The sequence below is a fragment of the Streptococcus sp. ALY_208 genome (assembly GCF_058314295.1).
This window is the reverse complement of the sequence record NZ_JBZFUI010000007.1, coordinates 130,495-151,892: the sequence shown is the minus strand read 5'-3', so window position 1 is coordinate 151,892 and position 21,398 is coordinate 130,495. Positions and strand designations below refer to the sequence as shown.

23 protein-coding genes and 3 pseudogenes are annotated in these 21,398 nt (G+C 41.3%); 25 read left to right on the top strand and 1 reads right to left on the bottom strand.

Annotated elements, in window-relative coordinates; all coding sequences use genetic code 11:
• The first annotated feature begins 188 nt into the window (after positions 1-188).
• The 24 genes and pseudogenes from sufC to AC4HAI_RS08025 form a co-directional block, all read left to right on the top strand.
• Entirely contained in the window at positions 189-959 is a 771-nt protein-coding gene (gene sufC, locus AC4HAI_RS08140; RefSeq protein ID WP_491079682.1) for a Fe-S cluster assembly ATPase SufC, read from the top strand.
• Between the two features lie 96 nt (positions 960-1,055).
• The gene (sufD, locus tag AC4HAI_RS08135; RefSeq protein ID WP_491079683.1) at positions 1,056-2,318 is read left to right on the top strand and encodes a Fe-S cluster assembly protein SufD; all 1,263 of its coding nucleotides are present in this window, start codon (positions 1,056-1,058) and stop codon (positions 2,316-2,318) included.
• Between the two features lie 34 nt (positions 2,319-2,352).
• Entirely contained in the window at positions 2,353-3,579 is a 1,227-nt protein-coding gene (locus AC4HAI_RS08130; protein ID WP_491079684.1) for a cysteine desulfurase, read from the top strand.
• On the top strand, positions 3,566-4,009 hold the full coding sequence (gene sufU, locus AC4HAI_RS08125) for a Fe-S cluster assembly sulfur transfer protein SufU (protein WP_491079685.1): 444 nt from the start codon (positions 3,566-3,568) through the stop codon (positions 4,007-4,009). Before AC4HAI_RS08130 ends, sufU begins: the two co-directional genes overlap by 14 nt.
• A 98-nt stretch (positions 4,010-4,107) precedes the next feature.
• The gene (gene sufB, locus AC4HAI_RS08120) at positions 4,108-5,520 is read left to right on the top strand and encodes a Fe-S cluster assembly protein SufB (protein WP_491111177.1); all 1,413 of its coding nucleotides are present in this window, start codon (positions 4,108-4,110) and stop codon (positions 5,518-5,520) included.
• Positions 5,521-5,670: 150 nt separating this feature from the next.
• The gene (locus AC4HAI_RS08115) at positions 5,671-6,168 is read left to right on the top strand and encodes a beta-class carbonic anhydrase (RefSeq protein ID WP_491079687.1); all 498 of its coding nucleotides are present in this window, start codon (positions 5,671-5,673) and stop codon (positions 6,166-6,168) included.
• A 173-nt stretch (positions 6,169-6,341) separates the two neighbouring features.
• Positions 6,342-7,796, top strand: coding sequence for a glutamate--tRNA ligase (gltX, locus tag AC4HAI_RS08110; protein WP_491079688.1), 1,455 nt, complete (start codon positions 6,342-6,344; stop codon positions 7,794-7,796).
• A 326-nt stretch (positions 7,797-8,122) separates the two neighbouring features.
• The gene (locus AC4HAI_RS08105; protein WP_491079689.1) at positions 8,123-8,881 is read left to right on the top strand and encodes a response regulator transcription factor; all 759 of its coding nucleotides are present in this window, start codon (positions 8,123-8,125) and stop codon (positions 8,879-8,881) included.
• A gap of 455 nt (positions 8,882-9,336) precedes the next feature.
• Positions 9,337-10,533: an argininosuccinate synthase gene (locus AC4HAI_RS08100; protein ID WP_491111176.1), complete on the top strand. Its 1,197-nt coding sequence runs from the start codon at positions 9,337-9,339 to the stop codon at positions 10,531-10,533.
• A 266-nt stretch (positions 10,534-10,799) separates the two neighbouring features.
• Entirely contained in the window at positions 10,800-12,179 is a 1,380-nt protein-coding gene (gene argH, locus AC4HAI_RS08095) for an argininosuccinate lyase (RefSeq protein ID WP_491111175.1), read from the top strand.
• Between the two features lie 111 nt (positions 12,180-12,290).
• The gene (rnpA, locus tag AC4HAI_RS08090) at positions 12,291-12,650 is read left to right on the top strand and encodes a ribonuclease P protein component (RefSeq protein ID WP_491079692.1); all 360 of its coding nucleotides are present in this window, start codon (positions 12,291-12,293) and stop codon (positions 12,648-12,650) included.
• On the top strand, positions 12,634-13,437 hold the full coding sequence (locus tag AC4HAI_RS08085; protein ID WP_491079693.1) for a YidC/Oxa1 family membrane protein insertase: 804 nt from the start codon (positions 12,634-12,636) through the stop codon (positions 13,435-13,437). The genes rnpA and AC4HAI_RS08085 overlap by 17 nt, the downstream gene beginning before the upstream one ends.
• Positions 13,438-13,494: 57 nt before the next feature.
• Complete coding sequence (gene jag / locus AC4HAI_RS08080; RefSeq protein WP_491079694.1) at positions 13,495-14,580, top strand: RNA-binding cell elongation regulator Jag/EloR; 1,086 nt, start codon at positions 13,495-13,497, stop codon at positions 14,578-14,580.
• Between the two features lie 269 nt (positions 14,581-14,849).
• Positions 14,850-14,984 carry a 50S ribosomal protein L34 gene (gene rpmH / locus AC4HAI_RS08075; RefSeq protein WP_002885866.1) on the top strand — a complete coding sequence of 45 codons (135 nt, stop codon included), beginning with the start codon at positions 14,850-14,852 and terminating at the stop codon, positions 14,982-14,984.
• Between the two features lie 111 nt (positions 14,985-15,095).
• Positions 15,096-15,617 (top strand): DUF1307 domain-containing protein, encoded by a 522-nt coding sequence (locus AC4HAI_RS08070; protein WP_491078970.1) that lies wholly within the window; start codon positions 15,096-15,098, stop codon positions 15,615-15,617.
• Between the two features lie 125 nt (positions 15,618-15,742).
• A complete protein-coding gene (locus AC4HAI_RS08065; protein WP_491078971.1) occupies positions 15,743-16,519 on the top strand; it encodes a TatD family hydrolase in 777 nt (258 codons plus the stop codon).
• A gap of 184 nt (positions 16,520-16,703) precedes the next feature.
• A complete protein-coding gene (rnmV, locus tag AC4HAI_RS08060) occupies positions 16,704-17,270 on the top strand; it encodes a ribonuclease M5 (protein WP_491079146.1) in 567 nt (188 codons plus the stop codon).
• A complete protein-coding gene (locus AC4HAI_RS08055) occupies positions 17,263-17,559 on the top strand; it encodes a hypothetical protein (RefSeq protein ID WP_491078972.1) in 297 nt (98 codons plus the stop codon). The genes rnmV and AC4HAI_RS08055 overlap by 8 nt, the downstream gene beginning before the upstream one ends.
• Positions 17,560-17,647: 88 nt before the next feature.
• A pseudogene (locus AC4HAI_RS08050) lies at positions 17,648-17,734 on the top strand (YciI family protein); the annotation flags it as partial.
• 17 nt (positions 17,735-17,751) lie between these two features.
• Positions 17,752-17,895, top strand: a pseudogene (locus AC4HAI_RS08045) (DUF1697 domain-containing protein); the annotation flags it as partial.
• A 201-nt stretch (positions 17,896-18,096) separates the two neighbouring features.
• Complete coding sequence (locus AC4HAI_RS08040) at positions 18,097-18,336, top strand: GlsB/YeaQ/YmgE family stress response membrane protein (RefSeq protein WP_491078973.1); 240 nt, start codon at positions 18,097-18,099, stop codon at positions 18,334-18,336.
• Between the two features lie 70 nt (positions 18,337-18,406).
• The gene (locus AC4HAI_RS08035; protein WP_491078974.1) at positions 18,407-18,607 is read left to right on the top strand and encodes a CsbD family protein; all 201 of its coding nucleotides are present in this window, start codon (positions 18,407-18,409) and stop codon (positions 18,605-18,607) included.
• A 346-nt stretch (positions 18,608-18,953) separates the two neighbouring features.
• Entirely contained in the window at positions 18,954-19,826 is an 873-nt protein-coding gene (gene rsmA, locus AC4HAI_RS08030) for a 16S rRNA (adenine(1518)-N(6)/adenine(1519)-N(6))-dimethyltransferase RsmA (RefSeq protein WP_491078975.1), read from the top strand.
• Positions 19,827-19,958: 132 nt separating this feature from the next.
• A pseudogene (locus AC4HAI_RS08025) lies at positions 19,959-20,186 on the top strand (hypothetical protein); the annotation flags it as partial.
• Here AC4HAI_RS08025 and AC4HAI_RS08020 read toward each other — a convergent pair.
• Positions 20,164-20,706 carry a VIT1/CCC1 transporter family protein gene (locus AC4HAI_RS08020; RefSeq protein ID WP_491078976.1) on the bottom strand — a complete coding sequence of 181 codons (543 nt, stop codon included), beginning with the start codon at positions 20,704-20,706 and terminating at the stop codon, positions 20,164-20,166. The pseudogene AC4HAI_RS08025 and the gene AC4HAI_RS08020 sit on opposite strands and share 23 nt — an antisense overlap.
• Positions 20,707-20,842: 136 nt before the next feature.
• On the opposite strand from AC4HAI_RS08020, the gene AC4HAI_RS08015 reads away from it, so the two are divergent.
• The gene (locus AC4HAI_RS08015; RefSeq protein ID WP_491111173.1) at positions 20,843-21,394 is read left to right on the top strand and encodes a TetR/AcrR family transcriptional regulator; all 552 of its coding nucleotides are present in this window, start codon (positions 20,843-20,845) and stop codon (positions 21,392-21,394) included.
• Positions 21,395-21,398: the final 4 nt, after the last annotated feature.

The window sequence follows — 21,398 nt, the reverse complement described above, 5'->3', positions numbered from 1 at the left end:
CTGTTTCTGGAAAATGACTAGGATTTTACCTATCGAATAACTTAGTAAATAGCAGAGATTGAGACTTTTGTCCCAATCTCTTTTCTGTTATAATAACGGTGTGAATGATTGGGGCTGAAGGTTTGTTTCAGCCCTATCTAGTAGGTGGCTACTGAGACTATTTCACATAAAGAGAAAAGGAGTGACACATGTCTGTACTTGAAATTAAAAATCTTCATGTCTCAATTGAAGATAAAGAAATATTAAAGGGTTTGAACCTGACACTTAAAACTGGAGAAATTGCGGCTATCATGGGTCCAAATGGTACCGGGAAATCAACGCTTTCAGCAGCTATTATGGGGAATCCTAATTATGAAGTGACTGAGGGTGAAATTTTATTTGATGGGGAAAACATCTTGGAACTTGAAGTAGATGAGCGCGCACGTTTGGGGCTTTTCTTGGCGATGCAGTACCCATCAGAGATCCCAGGTATTACGAATGCAGAATTCATTCGTGCGGCTATGAATGCCGGAAAAGAAGATGATGAAAAGATCTCGGTACGTGATTTTATTACTAAGTTAGATGAAAAAATGGATCTGCTTGGAATGAAGGAAGAAATGGCTGAACGCTATTTGAACGAAGGCTTTTCTGGTGGGGAGAAAAAGCGTAATGAAATCCTTCAATTACTGATGATAGAGCCTAAGTTTGCTCTTTTGGACGAGATTGACTCTGGGCTTGACATCGATGCTCTTAAGGTTGTCTCTAAAGGGGTTAATGCTATGCGTGGTGAAGGCTTTGGTGCTATGATTATCACTCACTATCAACGCTTGCTTAACTATATCACTCCAGATGTTGTGCATGTCATGATGGACGGTCGTGTTGTCCTGTCTGGAGGCGCTGAGCTTGCTGCACGTCTTGAGCGTGAAGGGTATGCTAAGGTTGCTGAGGAATTAGGTTTGGAGTACCACGAAGAAGTCTAACATTCCAGATGCTAAGAGGGACTGCAATCTTATAATTGGGATCAGTTCCTATCTCTACTGAGACTTTGATAGAAGAGAAGGAGTATCGATTATCTTATGTCGAAAGAATCTATTATAAATTTTTCGCAGCTCCATGCTGAACCAGTTTGGCTGCAAGAAAGGCGCTCACTAGCCTATGATCAGATCGATCAGTTAGATTTGCCAGAGATTGAGCGTGTTAAGTTTCATCGCTGGAATTTAGGCGATGGTACTATAGCTGAAAGTGAAGGGGCAGCAACTGTTCCAGATTTTACATCTCTTGGGGATAATCCTAAATTGGTTCAGGTTGGAACTCAAACTTTGTTGGTGCAAATGCCTCCAAAATTGCAAGAACAAGGTGTTGTCTTGACAGATTTTATGACAGCCTTAGAGGAAATTCCAGAGCTGATCGAGACTAATTTTGGTAAGGCTCTTGCTTACAATGAGGATAAGTTGGCAGCTTATCATTATGCTTATTTTAATAGTGCAGCAGTCCTCTATGTGCCAGATAATGTAGAGGTTGATCAACCTATTGAGGGTATTTTTTTCCAAGATAGTGATAGTGCTGTGCCGTTTAACAAGCATGTTCTCATCATTGCTGGTAAGAATGCACGTGTCAGTTATTTGGAGCGCTTTGAGTCGATTGGTTCAGGCTCTCAGAAGGCTACAGCTAATATCAGTGTAGAAGTTATTGCAGGTGCTGGGAGTCATGTGAAGTTCTCAGCGATTGACCGTCTGGGAGAAAGTTTGACGACTTACATGAGTCGTCGTGGCTATCTGGAGAGGGATGCTGCTATTGATTGGGCCCTTGGTGTTATGAATGAGGGAAATGTTGTAGCAGACTTTGACAGTGATCTCAAAGGCGATGGTAGCCGTGCTGATCTCAAGGTTGTGGCCGCCTCAAGTGGCCGTCAAGTTCAAGGAATTGATACACGAGTGACCAACTATGGTAAAAATTCGGTGGGTCATATTTTGCAGCATGGTGTGATTCTTGAGCGAGGAACTTTGACCTTCAATGGTGTTGGCCATATCATCAAGGGAGCTAAGGGAGCTGATGCTCAGCAGGAAAGTCGTGTGCTTATGCTTTCGGATAAGGCACGCTCTGATGCGAATCCCATTCTTTTAATTGATGAGAATGATGTGACTGCTGGACACGCTGCTTCAATTGGGCAAATTGACCCGGAAGATATGTATTACTTGATGAGTCGTGGTTTGCGCTTTGAAGAGGCAGAACGTCTTGTTATCCGTGGTTTCTTGGGTGCTGTCATCACAGAAATCCCTATCAAGGAAGTTCGTGATGAAATGATTTCAGTTTTAGACTCAAAACTTGATAAGCGTTAAAGATGATCCTTAGAGGATAGGAAGGGGGCAAGCCTTGCTAGATGTTAACAGTATACAAAAGGATTTTGCTATTTTAGACCAGGTTGTCAATGATGAACCCTTGGTCTATCTGGATAATGCTGCTACGACGCAAAAGCCGCAGGTAGTTATAGATCAACTCGATCGTTATTATAAGCAGGACAATGCTAATGTCCATCGAGGGGTTCATACTTTAGCTGAGCGAGCAACTCGGGCTTACGAAGACAGTCGTGAGACATTACGTGCCTTCCTAAACGCTAAATCAACTAAAGAAATCCTCTTTACAAGAGGGACGACTACTGGGCTCAACTGGGTTGCTCAGTTTGCTAGAGAGGTTCTGCAGCCAGGTGATCGGGTCTTGATTACTATCATGGAGCACCATTCCAATATCATTCCCTGGCAGCAGGCTTGTCAGTTGAGTGGTGCTGAGTTAGTTTACGTCTACCTCAAGGATGGTCAACTGGACATGGATGATTTGAAGGCTAAGCTGACAGATCAAACCAAGTTTGTTAGTGTCGCTCATGTTTCAAATGTCTTAGGAGCAATCAATCCTGTTAAGGAAATTGCTCAGTTGGCCCATCAACATGGTGCTTATATGGTGGTCGATGGGGCGCAATCTGCTCCGCATATGCGAATTGATGTTCAGGAATTGGACTGCGACTTCTTTGCTTTATCTGGTCATAAGATGCTGGGTCCAACTGGTGTTGGGGTCCTTTATGGGAAAGAAGACCTGCTAGATCAAATGTCTCCGGTTGAATTTGGGGGTGAGATGATTGATTTTGTCTATGAGCAAGAAGCGACATGGAAAGAACTGCCTTGGAAATTTGAAGCGGGAACACCTAATATTGCCGGTGCAATTGCTTTGGGGGTTGCTGTTGATTACCTGGCTGCCTTGGGTATGGAGGCTATTTACGATCATGAGCGAGAATTGGTTCGTTATGTCTTGCCTAAACTACAGTCCATTGAGGGGTTGAGTATTTATGGACCAGAGGATCCGGCTCAACATGCCGGCGTCATTGCTTTTAATCTGGCAGGGATTCATCCGCATGATTTGGCGACTGCTTTGGATTATGAAGGTGTAGCTGTGCGTGCTGGTCATCATTGTGCTCAGCCCTTGATTAATCATTTAGGTATTCATTCCGCAGCGCGTGCCAGCTTTTATATCTACAATACTAAAGAGGATTGCGATCGTCTGGTTGAGGCAATTCTCAAAGCAAAGGAGTTTTTCAATGGCACTTTCTAGGTTAGACAGCTTGTATATGGCAGTAGTTGCTGACCATTCTAAAAATCCCCATCATCATGGTTTTATCGAGGGAGTTGAGCAATTACAGCTCAATAATCCAACTTGTGGGGATGTGATTAATCTCTCAGTTCGATTCAATGGGGATTTGATTGAAGATATCGCTTTTGCAGGTGATGGTTGTACCATCTCGACAGCTTCCTCCAGTATGATGACGGATGTTGTGATTGGAAAAACTAAGGAAGAGGCTTTGCGTTTAGCGAGTCTATTTTCTGAGATGGTTCAGGGGAAAGAAGATGACCAGCAAAAAGATTTAGGTGAAGCTGAACTTATGGCTGGTGTGTCAAAATTTCCGCAGCGTATCAAATGTGCCACCCTCTCATGGAATGCTTTAAAAAAAGCTATTGAGCGTGATAACAAGGATTTATCTTAAACGAAGGGTTACTTTTTGTCCGAATTTAGAATGAAAAGAATTAATCTAAAAGAAAGGAAGGGGCGATGAGAGTGATTTCTCAATGCCCAAAAGGAAACATGGCAGAAGAAAAGGTAGAGCCAAAACCGATTGATCTCGGTGAATATAAATATGGTTTCCACGATGATGTGACACCGGTCTTCTCGACTGGGAAAGGGATCAATGAAGATGTTGTTCGCCAAATGTCAGCAGAAAAAGGGGAACCTGAGTGGATGTTGGAATTTCGTCTCAAGTCCTTAGAGACTTTCAATAAGATGCCCATGCAAGATTGGGGGCCAGATCTTTCCGACATCGATTTTGATGATTTGATTTACTATTCAAAGGCGACTGACAAAGCGGCTCGTGACTGGGATGATGTCCCAGAAAAAATCAAGGAGACCTTTGAGCGTATTGGGATCCCTGAGGCAGAGCGTGCTTACTTGGCAGGGGCTTCGGCTCAGTATGAATCCGAAGTGGTTTATCATAATATGAAAGAGGAATACGATAAGCTGGGAATCGTCTTTACGGATACAGACTCAGCCCTCAAGGAATATCCTGAGCTTTTTAAGCAATATTTCTCGAAACTTGTTCCACCGACAGATAATAAGTTAGCTGCGCTTAATTCAGCCTTTTGGTCGGGTGGTACTTTTATCTACGTTCCTAAAGGGGTCAAGGTAGATATTCCACTTCAAACTTACTTCCGTATGAATAATGAAGCGACGGCCCAGTTTGAGCGCACTCTTATTATTGTCGATGAAGGTGCTAGTGTGCACTATGTTGAGGGATGTACGGCTCCGACTTATTCGACGGCTAGTCTGCATGCTGCGATTGTCGAAATCTTTGCCTTGGATGGTGCTTATATGCGTTATTCGACGATTCAAAACTGGTCAGATAATGTTTATAATCTGGTGACTAAGCGGGCTAAGGCTACTAAGAATGCGACAGTCGAGTGGATCGATGGGAATATTGGTGCTAAAACAACCATGAAATATCCTTCTGTTTATCTGGACGGTGAGGGTGCGCGTGGAACCATGCTATCTATTGCCTTTGCCAATAAAGGTCAGCATCAAGACACCGGTGCCAAGATGATTCACAATGCACCTCATACGTCATCATCAATCGTCTCTAAGTCAATTGCACGTAATGGTGGTAAGGTGGATTATCGTGGTCAGGTGACCTTCAGCAAACCATCGACCAAATCTGTTAGTCATATTGAATGTGATACCATTCTTATGGATGATTTATCTAAATCAGATACGATTCCATTTAATGAAATTCATAATTCACAAGTAGCTTTAGAGCACGAGGCCAAGGTTTCAAAAATTTCAGAAGAGCAGCTCTATTACCTTATGAGTCGTGGTTTGTCAGAGCAGGAAGCAACTGAAATGATCGTTATGGGATTTGTAGAGCCTTTTACCAAAGAGCTTCCAATGGAGTATGCTGTTGAACTTAACCGTTTGATCAGCTATGAAATGGAAGGATCTGTGGGTTAGATATTAATGGTCAGAAAGAAGCAACTTAGCTTCTTTTTTTGATGAATGCCAGTCCATCAGCTTCCTAAGCGTAAGAAAAATTCCGATGCTTTTATAAATCCATGCTATAATAGTTGAAAATGTTTGAGATATTTAGAAAAGAGAACACTTATGCCAACTTATTTTGATAATTTTATGAAAGCTAATCAAGCTTATGTTGATCTACATGGAACGGCTCACTTACCGATTAAACCGAAAACGCATGTGGCTATTGTTACTTGTATGGATTCACGGCTTCATGTGGCTCCGGCGTTAGGGTTAGCACTTGGGGATGCCCATATCTTGAGAAATGCTGGTGGTCGTATTACAGATGATATGATTCGTTCCTTGGTGATTTCTCAGCAGCAATTAGGAACAAGAGAGATTGTTGTTCTTCACCATACAGACTGTGGGGCTCAGACCTTTCAAAATGAAGACTTTGTCACTGAATTGGAGGAGCGTTTTCAAACTGATCTGAAAGGAATGGATTTTCTTCCTTTTGAGGATATTGAAGATAGTGTTCGTGAGGATGTGCAAAAACTTAAAGAATCTCCTTTGATTCCCGATGATATTACCATTTCAGGCGGTATTTATGATGTGGATACTGGCCGTATTCACCAAGTAGTATAAATAATAATAGATTGTGCCCTGGCACAATCTGTTATTATTATCTGATTTGTTTCTACCAAGACAGTTTTAGAAGATATGGTACTCTAGTCAATTCTTGATCTTTCCCTTTTTTTCTTATTTAGTGCTATAATGATAAGGATTGAATCTTTTAAAATAGGAGATGGTACAAGACTATGTCTAATGAAATTCGTGTGCGTTATGCACCAAGTCCAACTGGATTGTTGCATATTGGAAATGCTCGGACAGCATTGTTCAATTATCTTTATGCCCGTCATCACGGTGGCACTTTTGTTATTCGTATTGAGGATACTGACCGTAAGCGTCATGTGGAAGATGGGGAACGTTCTCAGTTGGACAACTTGCGCTGGTTGGGGATGGATTGGGATGAGAGCCCAGAGACTCATGACAATTATCGTCAGTCCGAACGCCTGGCGCTCTATCAAAAATATATCGACCAGTTGCTTGCTGAAGGTAAGGCTTATAAGTCCTATGTAACAGAAGAAGAACTAGCAGCTGAGCGGGAACGTCAAGAAGCGGCAGGTGAAACACCACGTTACATCAATGAATACCTTGGTATGAGCGAAGAAGAAAAGGCTGCTTATATTGCTGAACGTCAGGCAGCGGGGGTTGAACCGACGGTTCGTCTTGCTGTTAATGAGTCAGGGATTTATAAGTGGAAGGATATTGTCAAGGGTGATATTGAGTTTGAAGGCAGCAATATCGGTGGTGACTGGGTGATTCAAAAGCGTGATGGGTATCCAACCTATAACTTTGCTGTAGTTATTGATGACCACGATATGCGGATTTCCCATGTTATTCGTGGTGATGACCATATCGCCAACACTCCTAAGCAGCTCATGGTCTATGAAGCGCTTGGTTGGGAAGCACCTGAGTTTGGTCATATGACCCTGATTATCAATTCTGAAACAGGTAAGAAGCTGTCCAAGCGTGATACCAATACTCTCCAATTTATTGAAGACTATCGCAAAAAGGGCTATCTGCCAGAAGCTGTTTTCAACTTTATTGCCCTTTTGGGTTGGAATCCTGGCGGTGAAGATGAAATTTTCTCTCGTGAGGAATTGATTAAGCTATTTGATGAAAGTCGTCTCAGCAAGTCACCAGCAGCTTTTGACCAAAAGAAGCTTGATTGGATGAGCAACGATTACATCAAAAATGCTGACTTTGAAACAGTGTTTAACCTCTGTAAACCATTTCTTGAAGAAGCGGGACGTCTGACTGACAAGGCTGAAAAGTTGGTCGAGCTCTATCAACCACAAATGAAGTCAGCTGATGAAATTATCCCTTTGACTGACCTCTTCTTTGAAGACTTCCCAGAATTGACTCAGGAAGAAAAGGATTTTATGGCAGGCGAAAGTGTTCCAACCGTCCTTGAAGCCTTCAAGTCTAAGCTGGAAGCTATGTCTGATGAGGACTTCCAAGCTGAAAATATCTTCCCGCAAATCAAGGCTGTCCAAAAGGAAACAGGCATCAAGGGTAAAAATCTCTTTATGCCAATTCGGATTGCAGTTTCTGGTGAAATGCATGGTCCGGAACTGCCAGATACTATTTACCTCTTAGGTAAGGAAAAATCAATCCAGCATATCGACCAAATGTTGCAAAACTTGTAATATTTTAATACATTATATTTTGATTTGTGATAAAAATATGATAAAGTGTTTCTAGTTAGTGATAGGTTTGCGACTATTATCATCGACTAGCTAGTTTGCTGCAACAAAGATTGGGAGAGGTCTTTGAGGTGACAGACTTGTTCTTGTAAGGTCGATATTAAACTTGTTACGTTTTAATGGATTCCCAGTCAGTTGGGGATCCATTTTTCATCCTCAAAATCGCATCTAGCTGCTTGAGTGTTTAGAGGTCTTTTTTGATATTTTAATCTTAAAATAATATAATAGCAGGAGACTATTGTAACGATCAAAGGCGAGGTAGTGATTGTATGAATGTATTCATTTTAGAGGATAATTTGATCCAGCAGACTAGGATTAAGGCACTCGTTTCAGATTTACTTAGAGAAGAAGGCATTATGGCACGTCAGTTTGGTGTTTTTTCTAAGTCGCAAAATTTATTAGAAGCTATTTCTGAAAGAGGAAATCATCAGCTTTTTCTCTTGGATATTGATATTAAAGGTGCTACCAGAGAAGGGTTGGAGACAGCCTCTAAGATTCGTGAGATTGATCCTTCTGCTATTATTGTATTTGTCACGACTCATTCAGAGTTTGCGCCTATTAGTTTTCGTTATAAGGTGTCAGCTTTGGACTTTATCGATAAGGGACGATCTGATGATGACTTTAAAAATGATTTGCGGGATGTTTTGTCCTATGCGGCTAGTCATGTTAATCGATCGGAAGATATTGATGAGGTTTTTACTTTTGAGTCAGCTCAGGCTCGTGTTCAGTTGCCCTTTAAGGATATTTATTACTTTGCAACCTCGCCTACCCCTCATAAGCTGATGTTGATGACTAAGTCAGAGCGCTTAGAGTTCTATGGTAATTTGTCAGAGATTGCAGCTGTTGATTCTCGCCTTTTTTCTTGTCATAGATCTTTTCTGATTAATTTGGATAATATTAGTCGAGTCGATAAGTCTGAACTCATGGTTTATTTTGAAAATGGTGATTCCTGTCCGATTTCTCGTCTTAAGTTGAAATCACTTATGAAGGAGTGGGAGAAGCGCAGACGGCAAGCTGAAGAGCTCTAAGTAAGGTCTTAGGGCTTTTTCTATTTTAGGCGTATTGTGAGTATCGAAAGTCATGTTTGGGAATTTTTGACATTTCAAGATGAAAAAATGACAATTCAAGATTTTTCCCTTCAAAAAATTCTGTCTTGAGATATACTAATTGACGTAGGGATGGTGTTATCTATCAAATTCTCTCTCTCCCAATTATTATATTGATAGATAACGGACGCAAACTTATCCCGAACTTCTTATTTATTCGAAACATTTCTTATCTCTCCCAATAATAATATAGAAATGGCAAAAAGATCAGCGACGGCTGGTCTTTTTTGTTTTATGATAGAAGATACCTATAAAATTAATAAAATACAAAAAACATTAAAAAAGGGGTTGACTTATGAATAAAAATACATTAAACTATAGCTATAAGGTTGAAATATTCAAATCCAGCCCTAAAAAATAAGAAAAGAGAAATTGTTATGTCTAAAGAAAAAGTTATTCTTGCCTATTCTGGTGGTCTTGATACGTCAGTAGCTATCACTTGGCTGAAAAAAGATTATGATGTTATTGCTGTCTGTATGGATGTTGGCGAAGGAAAGGATCTTGAGTTTATTCATGATAAGGCTTTGAGCGTCGGTGCTATTGAGTCTTATGTCCTTGATGTTAAAGATGAGTTTGCGCAAGATTATGTGTTGCCAGCTCTTCAAGCCCATGCCTATTATGAACAAAAATACCCATTGGTATCGGCTCTGAGCCGTCCGGTGATTTCTAAGAAATTGGTTGAGATTGCCCACAAGACTGGTGCAAGTACGATCGCTCATGGTTGTACTGGTAAAGGGAATGACCAAGTTCGTTTCGAGGTGGCTATTGCTGCGCTTGACCCGAACTTGAAGGTAATCGCTCCTGTAAGGGAGTGGAAGTGGTCACGTGAGGAAGAAATCGAGTATGCTAAGGCAAATGGTGTGCCTGTTCCTGCTGATCTTGACAACCCTTATTCTGTGGATCAAAATCTTTGGGGACGTGCCAATGAATGTGGTGTTTTAGAGAATCCGTGGAATGAAGCTCCAGAAGATGCTTTTGGTATTACAACTCCAGTAGAAGAAGCTCCTGATACCCCTGAGTTTGTAGAAATTACTTTTAAGGAAGGTAAGCCAGTCGCTCTTGATGGTCAAGAGATGAAGCTGGCTGAGCTTATTCAAAAATTGAACGATATTGCTGGTAAGCATGGTGTTGGACGTGTTGACCATGTAGAGAACCGGTTAGTGGGAATTAAATCTCGTGAAATTTATGAATGTCCAGGCGCTATTACTCTCTTGACAGCGCACAAGGAGATCGAAGATATTACGCTTGTACGTGAAGTGTCACACTTTAAACCTATCCTTGAAAATGAGTTATCAAATTTGATCTACAATGCACTCTGGTTCAGTCCAGCGACTCAAGCTATTATGGCTTATATTAAGGAAACGCAAAAAGTAGTGAACGGTATTGCCAAGGTGAAATTGTATAAGGGTTCTGCCAAGGTTGTGGCACGTCAGTCCCCTAATTCACTCTATGATGAAAACTTGGCAACCTATACTTCAGCAGATAGCTTTGATCAGGATGCTGCGGTTGGCTTTATCAAGCTTTGGGGGCTGCCAACACAGGTCAATGCTCAAGTTAATGATACTGCTAAATGAGATTGGTCTTTCAGATAAAAGTATCCTGTGAGTTACATCTGAATCTCTTTTCTTATTAATTATTTCCAAGTATAGAGTTCTGTGAGACTCACTTGGATCTTGAATAAAGGTGTCCTTGTGAGTCACTTTCAAGTCTAAATGCCCTGAGAGGCCTTAAAAACTAGCTGAGAGGTAGGCTAGTTTTTTATGAAAGCATTCATTTGTCTATTGATAGGTTGTGGTCCTAGTTGAGAGACGCTCAAAAGAATTGGGCAGAGAGGAGAAAGATGGTAGAGAATCATAAATTGTGGGGTGGTCGCTTTGAGGCCAGTCTAGATAAGTGGGTTGAAGAGTTTGGCGCTTCTATTAGCTTTGATCAAAAAATGGCAGAGTTTGATTTGAAAGGGTCAATGGCTCATGTAACGATGTTGGGTGAAACAGGGATTATTACCAAGGATGAGGCTGAGCAAATCCGGGCTGGTCTCAAGGAGCTGCTTGAGGAATTTCATGCAGGTCAGTTAGTGTTTGATGTGACTAACGAAGATATTCACATGAATTTAGAAGCTCTTTTGACGCAAAAAATTGGGCCAGTAGCTGGGAAGCTCCATACAGCACGTTCACGTAATGATCAGGTTGCGACAGATATGCACCTCTATTTGCAAGCTAAATTGCATGAAGTCATTGATAAATTGCACCATTTGCGTGAGGTTTTGGTCGGTTTGGCTGAGAAGCATGTCGATACCATCATGCCTGGCTATACTCACTTGCAGCATGCCCAACCTATCTCTTTTGGCCATCATATGATGGCTTACTATAGTATGTTTACACGTGACAGTGAGCGCTTTATCTTTAATCAAGAGCATACCAATCTCTCGCCTTTAGGAGCTGCTGCCTTGGCTGGAACAACTTTTCCAATCGATCGGGAAATGACAGCTACTCTCATGGGTTTTGCTAAGCCTTATAGTAATTCTTTGGATGCTGTGTCTGATAGGGATTTTATCCTGGAGTTTCTATCTAATGCTAGTATCTTGATGATGCACATGAGTCGTATCTGCGAGGAAATTGTCAGCTGGTGTTCCAATGAATTTCAGTTTGTCACCTTGTCTGATACCTTTTCAACGGGATCATCCATTATGCCGCAAAAGAAGAATCCTGATATGGCAGAGTTAATTCGTGGGAAGTCGGGCCGTGTCTATGGGAACTTGATAGGCCTACTGACGGTTATGAAATCATTGCCCCTGGCTTATAACAAGGATCTTCAAGAAGATAAGGAAGGAATGTTTGATACGGCTGAAACAATCACAGTGGCTATTGATATACTGGCTGGAATGCTAGAGACTATGACCATCAATGAAGAGCAGATGGCTGTATCAACTGAGAAAGATTTCTCTAATGCGACTGAATTGGCTGATTATCTAGCTGTAAAGGGGATGCCATTTAGACAGGCCCACGAAGTGGTTGGTAAGTTAGTCTTGGAGTGCACGAAAAAGGGTTATTATCTTCAGGATGTTCCTCTTGAGCGTTATCAGGAGATATCACCATTGATCGAGGAAGATATTTATGTAGCCTTGCAATCTCGGACAGCGGTTTCACGTCGGAACTCTCTTGGTGGAACTGGATTTGCTCAAGTTGAGCAGCAGATTAAGGAGGCAAAAGCATCGCTTTAGCTGATCAAAGATTCAGTTTATAAATCAAAAGGCCTATAACCTTTGGGGTTATAGGCTTTTTGCGAACTTTGTGGTATAATAGAAAATCATTTAGATTAGTTGGAGACAGTGGTGAAAAAGACCTATCGTGTAAAGCGCCCCCAGGATTTTCAGGCGATTTTTGACCGTGGCAGCAGTGTTGCCAATCGGCGCTTTGTTGTTTATAGTTTAGCAGTCGCAAGACCACACTTTCGAGTGGGGTTATCGGTTAGTAAAAAACTGGGCAATGCTGTGACTCGTAATCGTGTCAAGCGCAAGCTCAGGCATATTCTCATGGAATTGGGTCCAGACCTAGAGTGTCAGGATTTTGTCGTGATTGCTAGAAGAGGTGTTGAAACCATGTCATATCAGGAAATTAAGCGTAATTTAGAACATGTTTTGACTTTGGCAAAACTATATCAGAAAGGACAAGATTGTGAAGAAAAATCTTAAGTTTGGTTCATTAGCTCTTATGGCTTTAGTGTTTTTATCAGCATGTAGCCGTACGAGTAGTGTTTCTAGCTCTTCTACAGGCTGGGATCAGCTTGTTTATGCTTTTGGGCGAGCTATTCAATTCCTCTCATTTGGAGGATCAGTAGGGATTGGGATTGTTCTATTTACCCTTTTAGTGCGCTTAGCCTTAATACCTTTGTATAATAGACAAATTAAGGCTTCTCAGGTCCTTCAGGATCTTCAACCTGAAATCAAGGAGATTCAGCGTCAGTATGCTGATGATCGCAATACGCAAGCGATTAAGATGCAAGAGCTTTACAAGGCCAACAATGTAAAGACTAGTGCAGCTTTTTTACCTCTTCTTTTGCAGCTACCTATCTTGATTGCTCTTTATCAGGCTCTGCTGCGTGTGCCGGAGTTAAGCCGTGGTCAGTTTTTGATTTGGGATCTGGGGCGTAATGACCATACCTTTATCCTTCCGCTGACAGCAGCTATTTTCACTTTCTTATATATGTGGCTGTCTAATAAGGCTGCCAAAGAGAAGAATACGCTAACGACTGTGACTAGTATTATGATGCCACTCTTAATTTTTTGGATGGGAGCACAATTTACCAGTGGTGTTGCTCTTTACTGGGCAGTGGGAAATATTTTCCAAGTAGGCCAGACTTTGATCTTCAATAATCCATTTAAGATTATTGCTGAGCGTCAACGTCAGGAAGAGCTTATGAAAGAAAGGGCTGCTAAAATTAGGCGTGCTAAGAAGAAAATAAGTAAAAAACGAAAATAAGATTGTGACAAGCACCTGCTTTTTGCTAGGGCTTTTGCTTACTAAGGAGAAGTGGATATGGTAAAATTTACCGGAGAGACAGTTGATGAAGCGATTGATAAGGGGTTGGCTACCTTAGAAATTAGTCGTACGAAAGCATCTATTCGTGTACTCTCGCGCGGGAAAAAAGGTTTATTTGGATTGGGACGACGTCCAGCTGAGGTTGATGTTGAAGTTATTAATCATTCGACCGTATCCAAGGCTGATCGTGATATAGTACGCAATCTTCCACGTCAACTGAGAGATCAAGAGACTTCAGAAGAGCTGCTTGAGCAGGAAAAGCTTGAGTCTAGAAAAGTTACTAGTATTATCAACTATTTAGAAAAGCGTGGAAAAATTGTCAATGACAATGTGAAGTCGGAGATGTTGGATGCTAGACGCTCAGTGACGGCGATACTGAGTGATCTTTTACCAGATGAGATTGTTGAGGAATATCGTCGTAAGAAAGAAGAACTGGATCAAAAGGGGTTAGACTGGGAAGACGATATCGCCTTAGACGAAGAGCAAGATGATCTAGTTGATGACCAGGAAAACTTATCTGAGTCAGATGAAGCACAGGATAGTGATTTATCTGAAGCTAGGGATGAGGAATTTGAAAGTTTTATTAACAGTGAATTTGATCAGGTGGAGCAGACTGGTCAGAAAGATATAGAAGAAGCGACCAGAGTAGTCAGCTCCTATGTCCAAGAAATTCTTGATAACATGGATGTGGAAGCATCCGTGGAAGCTAGTCATAGTGGTAAACATATGACACTGCAGATCGAAACTGGCGAAGCTGGTCGTGTGATTGGCTATCATGGTAAGGTGCTCAAGTCTATTCAAATCTTGGCGCAAAATCTATTGCATGACCAGTTTACTCGTCATTTCAGTGTCACTATCAATGTTCATGATTATATTGAACGGCGTATGGAGACATTAAGTGATTATGCTAAAAAGGTCGCTCATGAAGTCGTGGAGTCCGGGCAGCCCTTCACCATGGATACGATGAGCAATGACGAGCGAAAGGCTGTTCATAAGACCATCTCTACGATTCCGGGTGTCAGCAGTTATTCGGAAGGGGCAGACCCTAAGAGATATGTTGTTGTCGTTCCGAAGAGCGAATAAAAGATAACCTTAGGCCTGATGTGAGGATAAGGTTTTTATATTACTGATTTTGAAGATAGAGGCTTTGGTTATCTTTGAGTTTTAGTGCTCCTTGGGAGGCGAGCTTTTGGGGTTTCATAAAGATGAAATTTGTAAGCTCCTCAGCGCTCAACTGGAAATAATTCTTGACAGAGATATAATATTTAGATAAACTATTATAGTATGTTTAGTAACTGATCAAATTAATAGCCGGCTAAACGAATACGAAAATCTTACAGGAGGTATTCAAGGTGAAACGTACATATCAACCAAGTAAAATTCGTCGCCAACGTAAACACGGATTCCGTCACCGTATGTCTACTAAAAACGGTCGTCGCGTTCTTGCTGCACGTCGTCGTAAAGGACGCAAAGTATTGTCAGCTTAATGCGGAGTCTGAAAAAAGCCAATCCTTACTCGAGGGGATTGGCTTTTCGCATAATATCTGATAGGTTATGGTTGTTTGTCACCAGAATATTGACTAAGAGGAGAAACACGGATGAAGAAGTTTGTAGCGGCTCTGGGCTTGTTAGTGACCCTATTTTTACTAGTAGCTTGCCAGAGTCATCCAGAAAAAAATAGCAGTAATACTGATGCAACTTCTAAGCGTCAGACAGCTGATTTTCAAAAGATTGATACCAACTATAGCGATGTGCGTTATCACTTCACCTATGAGGGGGATGATCTGCTAATTTCGCAGCAGACGACGACTATTTTGTATTCGGCGCTCAATGTCAACTCACCAGAATCTGCTCGGTTTTATTATGAACAGAATGGTTCAACCAAATGGGATGATATCGAAGGGATTGAGCATAAGGTTGAGTATCAAGGAGATCGTTTGGTAGAGACTATTACTGTTGATTATACAAAGGTTGATAAGGTGGCCAATGCTGCTCTCTTGGAAATTCAGCTGACCAACGGAAAGGCGCCTAAACAAATCAGCTACAAGCATATTACTCAAACTCTTATTGGAAAGGGATTCTCTGAAGTTAAAGATGGTAATTTTCAGACCTTTAACTAATTTTAGTAGTTTGAGCTAGTTTTATCCTAATAGGTTTAAAAAGGAGGCTGAGACAGAAGTTCTCAGCCTTATTTATTTTTGTCCCACTCTCCTTTTCTCGATAATATTTATGATAAAATAAGGGCATGAAAAACATTTTTGATACCCATACTCACCTCAACGTAGAAAATTTTGTAGGAAAAGAAGCAGAAGAGATTGCAGCAGCGCGTGAACTCGGTGTGACAAGGATGAATATTGTTGGTTTTGATGAGCCGACGATTGAGCGGAGTTTAGAATTATCTCGTCAGTTTCCTGAACTCTATTCGACCATCGGCTGGCATCCGACTGAGGCTGGTTCTTACACGCAGGAAGTTGAAGATATGATTATCAGTCACCTGAACGATCCTAAGGTCATTGCCTTGGGTGAAATCGGTCTGGATTACCACTGGATGGAAGATCCTAAAGATGTTCAGATTGAGGTCTTTAAACGCCAAATCCAGCTGTCCAAGGATCATGACCTGCCTTTTGTTGTCCATACTCGTGATGCGCTTGAAGATACCTATGCGGTCATCAAGGAAGCAGGTGTCGGTCCACGTGGTGGCATTATGCATTCCTACTCAGGGTCTCTTGAGATGGCGCAGAAGTTCGTGGATTTAGGTATGATGATTTCCTTCTCAGGTGTCGTGACCTTTAAAAAAGCACTAGATGTGCAGGAAGCTGCCACTCAATTACCACTGGATAAGATATTGGTGGAAACCGATGCCCCATACCTAGCACCTGTGCCTAAACGCGGCCGAGAAAACCGCACAGCCTATACCCGCTATGTTGTCGATAAAATCGCAGAATTGCGAGGGCTAACGAGCGAAGAAGTGGCTGAGGCTACGACTGAAAATGCCATGAAACTATTTGGTTTGGAAAATTAAAACTAATGGGATAGGGAATGGCGACCGAAGGTCGCCCAAGCCGATAGTTTCCGCAGTGATGAAAGTTACAGCATTTATGCTGTGACGAGGTATTTTTGAAACTTTAGGTTCAAAAATAAGTCATGGAACGCCGAAGGCGGTCGCTGACGTCCCTATCACCTAAGGAAACTATCAAAAAAATAAAATTATGAAAAAAATAAAAATACAAGAAGTCCTCGTCGTCGAGGGCAAGAGCGACACTGCTAATTTACGTCGCTTTTATGATGTGGATACTTACGAAACCAAAGGTTCGGCGATTACAGATGAGGATCTGGAAAGGATTGCTTACCTCAATGACCTGCGTGGGGTGATTGTTTTTACCGATCCTGACTACAATGGGGAGCGCATCCGCAAAATTATCATGGAGGCTGTACCGACAGCTAAGCATGCTTTTCTTAACCGTGATGAAGCTGTGCCAAAATCAAAAACTAAGGGACGCTCACTCGGTGTTGAGCATGCTAGATTTGAGGACCTGCAAAAAGCTCTGTCTGGGGTGCTTGGCAGCTACGATGATGACAATCGTTTTGATATTACCCAATCGGATCTTATTCGCCTTGGCCTGCTTATGGGAGCTGACAGTCGTCAGCGCCGTGAGTACTTGGGAGAACAGCTGCGTATCGGCTACACCAACGGTAAGCAACTCCTCAAGCGTTTAGACTTGTTCGGAGTGACCCTAGCAGAGGTTGAGGAAGTGATGGAGCGTTATGATTAGAATAAGCATTGATAGATCATCAGTTTCAATGGGTGACGATGTCTTAAGTCATAAAATAAACATAGATATTCCTGATCAAACTACTATTTTAGAATTCGTATCCATTCTGAAGCGACATTACTTACCTTCTGTAAATGGTAATGATGTGGTCTGGGAAATTAGAGCTGCAGGCAAGGAAATTGCTGTTTATTTTACAAAAAAAGATATTATAGAAAATCTTGAGGATAATCGTATTTTCTTGTTGTACTATATAAGTCCTAAAGTATATATAGAGTGGCATAAAATGTAGCAACGTTTTATAGAAATTTCATAGAATTATAAAGAACAAAGATGGAATTACAGAAGCGGCGACAGCTATTCATTATTAGCTTGCTGTTTTTTTAGATAAACGTTATGAATCTGGGATTTTTATTGCTTCGGGGCATAAAAATCCACGAACAGGAGGCATTATTCTCTGTAAGTCTGAGGGTAAGGAGACCTGATGAAGAAAATAATCATCCTTCTGCGCGGTGTCACACCGACAGGGCAAAATAAAATCCCCAAGATGGTTTATCTTAGGGAGATTCTAGAGATAGTAGGTTTGCAGTCCGTACAGGCCTATGTCCGGAGTAGGAATATGCTTTTGATGAAGGCTATAATAACTCACATGTTCATCTGATTTTTACTAATGATAGACTGTCTTTAGTATACTGATCAATTTTAATAATTGCTCAGTGAGTATCATTTGGAGTATAATAGGGTCTGTACTCATGTTAGGTGTCTTTATTTATAATTGACTTTTTAGATATCTGATTGCAATTTTTGAAAGTCTTTGGAGGATAAGATTATGTTATGGTCAATTATTATCGGTGCGTTGATTGGTGTAATTGCTGGTGCTATTACTAAAAAAGGCGGCTCAATGGGCTGGATAGCCAATATTCTTGCAGGTTTAGTCGGATCGGCTGTTGGTCAGGCTCTTTTGGGAACTTGGGGACCAAGTCTAGCAGGCATGGCGCTGATTCCATCTATTGTAGGTGCTGTTATTGTTATTGCGGTTGTTTCGTTCTTTTTGGATCGTAACAAATAGTATTGAGTGTTATTAACGCTAATTGACTAATTTTTATATAGTCATCTAACTAAAGAAAGTGGGTCAAAATATGTCAGAAGAAAAATTTGATGCAAAGCTAGATCAAGCCAAAGGCTCAATCAAAGAAGGTTTTGGTAAATTATCAGGTGATAAAGAAACTGAAACCGAGGGTAAAGTTGATAAAATGGCTGGTAAAGCTAAGGAAATATTCGAAGATGCTAAAGATGCAGTCGAAGGTGCAGTCAAAAGCTTAAAGAAAAAAGATAAATAATTTCGAATCAATAGATAACAAAGACTGGGATTAAATCCCAGTCTTTGTTGCTGTTAAGATCGTCTTTAATTTTGGATCAGAGTAACTATAGGTGCTGGGCTGGAACTTTGGTGGATATATGGCTAAATATTATTTTCGCTCCAATTGTTGAGCTTGAGTAAGAGCTCCAACAGTTCTTGTCCTTTTATTGTTACCTGTGGGAAAAACCTTAAAATCTGGGCATCCCCATATTAGGAGAAGGGTCGAAGCGTTTTCGATTTTCATTGACTAATGCTCAGTTGCCCTAGGTTGCCTCTGTTTTATTTATGGTAGAATAGTAGAAAGAATTAAAATAGAAAGTGTATCTATGAGAATAGCAGACTACTCCGTGACCCGAGCCATTTTGGAGCGCCACGGCTTTACCTTTAAAAAGTCCTTCGGTCAGAACTTTTTGACCGATACCAATATTTTACAGAAGATCGTAGATACGGCAGAGATTGACAAAAACGTCAATGTCATGGAGATTGGGCCCGGTATCGGGGCTTTGACCGAGTTTTTGGCAGAGAATGCAGCGGAGGTCATGGCTTTTGAAATTGATGAGCGTCTGATTCCGATTTTAGCAGATACCCTGCATGATTTTGACAACGTACAGGTAGTCAATCAAGATATCCTCAAGGCTGATTTGCAGACGCAGATTCAAAACTTTAAAGATCCTGACCTACCTATCAAAGTTGTAGCCAACCTGCCTTACTACATCACCACGCCGATTCTCATGCATTTGATCGAAAGCAAGATTCCTTTTGCAGAGTTTGTGGTCATGATGCAAAAAGAAGTGGCCGACCGTATCGCAGCTGAGCCCAATACCAAGGCTTACGGGTCTCTGTCTATTGCAGTACAGTATTATATGGCGGCTGAGGTAGCTTTTATTGTACCTCGGACGGTCTTTGTACCCGCACCGAATGTGGATAGCGCTATTTTGAAAATGGTTCGCCGTGATCAGCCCTTGGTTGAGGTGCAAGATGAAGATTTTCTTTTCGATGTCGCAAAAGCCAGCTTTGTCCACCGTCGCAAGACCTTGTGGAATAATCTGACCAACCGCTTTGGCAAGTCAGAAAATGTCAAAGAAAAACTGAGGCAGGCTTTGGAAATGGCAGGGCTAACACCGAGTGTCCGAGGTGAAGCCTTATCGATTGCTGATTTTGGCCGTTTAGCTGACGCTTTAAAAGAGCAAGAATTTTGATGATTTAAAAGGCTTTAATGGAAAGATGTGAATCTATCTCTCATCTTTCTACTTGCTCAGTCGAGTTTACTGCTCCCACTCTTTGTCAGCTGCGAAGCGTACAGAGAGACGTTGAATAAAAGTAGGTAATTTATGAACCGATTGATAAAGATTTTAGCTGGTCTCTGTGCTGGTCTTTATGGCATACAGGCTAGTTTACATTTTCTCATTTTATTAGGGCTGCCCTTTGGCGCTTTCTTTTTTGGTGGTATGTATTCAGTCTTTCCGCTTTGGCTGAGGCCGATCAATCTGATGTTTACCTTAATTTGGTCATTTTTTGCTTATTTTTATATTGACTTTAAATCAAATTTCCCAAAAGCTGCCCAACGACATAGGCTACTAGAGCAGCGAGGAGTCCGACAACTAAGGTACGGATAATCTCTTTGAGGCGGCTTTGCTGGGTAATGGTTGCTTTAACCCAACCTAAGGCGATGAGTGATAATGAAACCAAACTGCTTGATGTGATGAAGGTTGCATGGCTGGATAGGTTTGTGAATCCCTCAAGGAGTAGATAGGCTAAGAGAGGGACAAGGCCAAAGAGGTTAAAGGAAAGAAAGGTTACGATAGCATTCATGAGGGCATGGCGTGGACTCACTAGGTCTTCTGTGGTTGAGCTGAGGTAGTCGCCGGCAGCCATCGAAAAGCCATCAGCCAAAAGATTGGAAAATCCCAAGACGATAATGGGCAAGGTCCCTAAGCTACCACCGATAGCTCCAGCGACCACTGCAAAGGTTGTGATAATACCATCAAGTCCACCGTAGGTGATAGATTTGGCATAGTTACGCAAGTCTATTTTGTATATCCTACTTTGAGGTGTTGCTGCACTCATTGCTTTTTTCATATGATCGACCTCACTTGTCAAAAGGCTATTTCTTTTCTACAATTATTATGACAGACAGGGAAAGGAAATAACAGGCACAGTTTTTTGACTTTGTCTCTTATTGAACAGATTGATAGATTTGTTCGGAAAAAATAGCATGGATATTCGGATGCAAAAGACGAGAGAGGCTATATTTGAAGCTTTTTTTGAGCTTTTAAATGAGGAAAGTTTTCATCAAATCAGTGTGAGTCAGATCATTGAGAAAGCACGTATAGGGCGCTCGACTTTTTATAGTCATTTCGCCAGCAAGGATGATTTACTGGCAGCGGTGTCTAGCCAGCTTTTTGAGCATGTTTTTAAGACGTCTTCTTATGCCGAACATACAAGAGGGGTAAAGCAAGGAAAAGAAGATTCTCTGTTAGACTTACTGACGCATCTCTTTCAGCATTTTAAAGATAACGAAAATAAAGTCACAACCCTATTTGAAATGGATGATCCTTACTTTTATCGCAATTTTAGAAAAGAGCTGCAAGATTATCTGGTTCCTTTAGTGAAAACAGTTTATTTTCAAGATGTCCACCTTCCTGATAGTTTGGTTGATCAGCAGATTGCCGAAAGTTTTATGACCTGTCTTAGGTGGTGGTTGGCTCAAAAAGATAAGATATCAGCAAGGGCTGTTAGCTTTTATTTCTTACAGATTTTGGTGTAAGAGC

Excerpts from the sequence above, each read along its gene's own strand:
- argH (WP_491111175.1), top strand. The coding sequence starts at position 10,800 with ATGGTAGAGAATCATAAATTGTGGGGTGGTCGCTTTGAGGCCAGTCTA.
- jag (WP_491079694.1), top strand. The coding sequence starts at position 13,495 with ATGGTAAAATTTACCGGAGAGACAGTTGATGAAGCGATTGATAAGGGG.
- AC4HAI_RS08020 (WP_491078976.1), bottom strand. The coding sequence starts at position 20,706 with ATGAAAAAAGCAATGAGTGCAGCAACACCTCAAAGTAGGATATACAAA.
- AC4HAI_RS08015 (WP_491111173.1), top strand. The coding sequence starts at position 20,843 with ATGGATATTCGGATGCAAAAGACGAGAGAGGCTATATTTGAAGCTTTT.
- AC4HAI_RS08100 (WP_491111176.1), top strand. The coding sequence starts at position 9,337 with ATGTCTAAAGAAAAAGTTATTCTTGCCTATTCTGGTGGTCTTGATACG.
- AC4HAI_RS08105 (WP_491079689.1), top strand. The coding sequence starts at position 8,123 with ATGAATGTATTCATTTTAGAGGATAATTTGATCCAGCAGACTAGGATT.
- AC4HAI_RS08040 (WP_491078973.1), top strand. The coding sequence starts at position 18,097 with ATGTTATGGTCAATTATTATCGGTGCGTTGATTGGTGTAATTGCTGGT.
- gltX (WP_491079688.1), top strand. The coding sequence starts at position 6,342 with ATGTCTAATGAAATTCGTGTGCGTTATGCACCAAGTCCAACTGGATTG.
- sufC (WP_491079682.1), top strand. The coding sequence starts at position 189 with ATGTCTGTACTTGAAATTAAAAATCTTCATGTCTCAATTGAAGATAAA.
- AC4HAI_RS08065 (WP_491078971.1), top strand. The coding sequence starts at position 15,743 with ATGAAAAACATTTTTGATACCCATACTCACCTCAACGTAGAAAATTTT.
- sufU (WP_491079685.1), top strand. The coding sequence starts at position 3,566 with ATGGCACTTTCTAGGTTAGACAGCTTGTATATGGCAGTAGTTGCTGAC.
- AC4HAI_RS08070 (WP_491078970.1), top strand. The coding sequence starts at position 15,096 with ATGAAGAAGTTTGTAGCGGCTCTGGGCTTGTTAGTGACCCTATTTTTA.
- AC4HAI_RS08055 (WP_491078972.1), top strand. The coding sequence starts at position 17,263 with ATGATTAGAATAAGCATTGATAGATCATCAGTTTCAATGGGTGACGAT.
- sufD (WP_491079683.1), top strand. The coding sequence starts at position 1,056 with ATGTCGAAAGAATCTATTATAAATTTTTCGCAGCTCCATGCTGAACCA.
- AC4HAI_RS08115 (WP_491079687.1), top strand. The coding sequence starts at position 5,671 with ATGCCAACTTATTTTGATAATTTTATGAAAGCTAATCAAGCTTATGTT.
- AC4HAI_RS08035 (WP_491078974.1), top strand. The coding sequence starts at position 18,407 with ATGTCAGAAGAAAAATTTGATGCAAAGCTAGATCAAGCCAAAGGCTCA.
- rsmA (WP_491078975.1), top strand. The coding sequence starts at position 18,954 with ATGAGAATAGCAGACTACTCCGTGACCCGAGCCATTTTGGAGCGCCAC.
- sufB (WP_491111177.1), top strand. The coding sequence starts at position 4,108 with ATGGCAGAAGAAAAGGTAGAGCCAAAACCGATTGATCTCGGTGAATAT.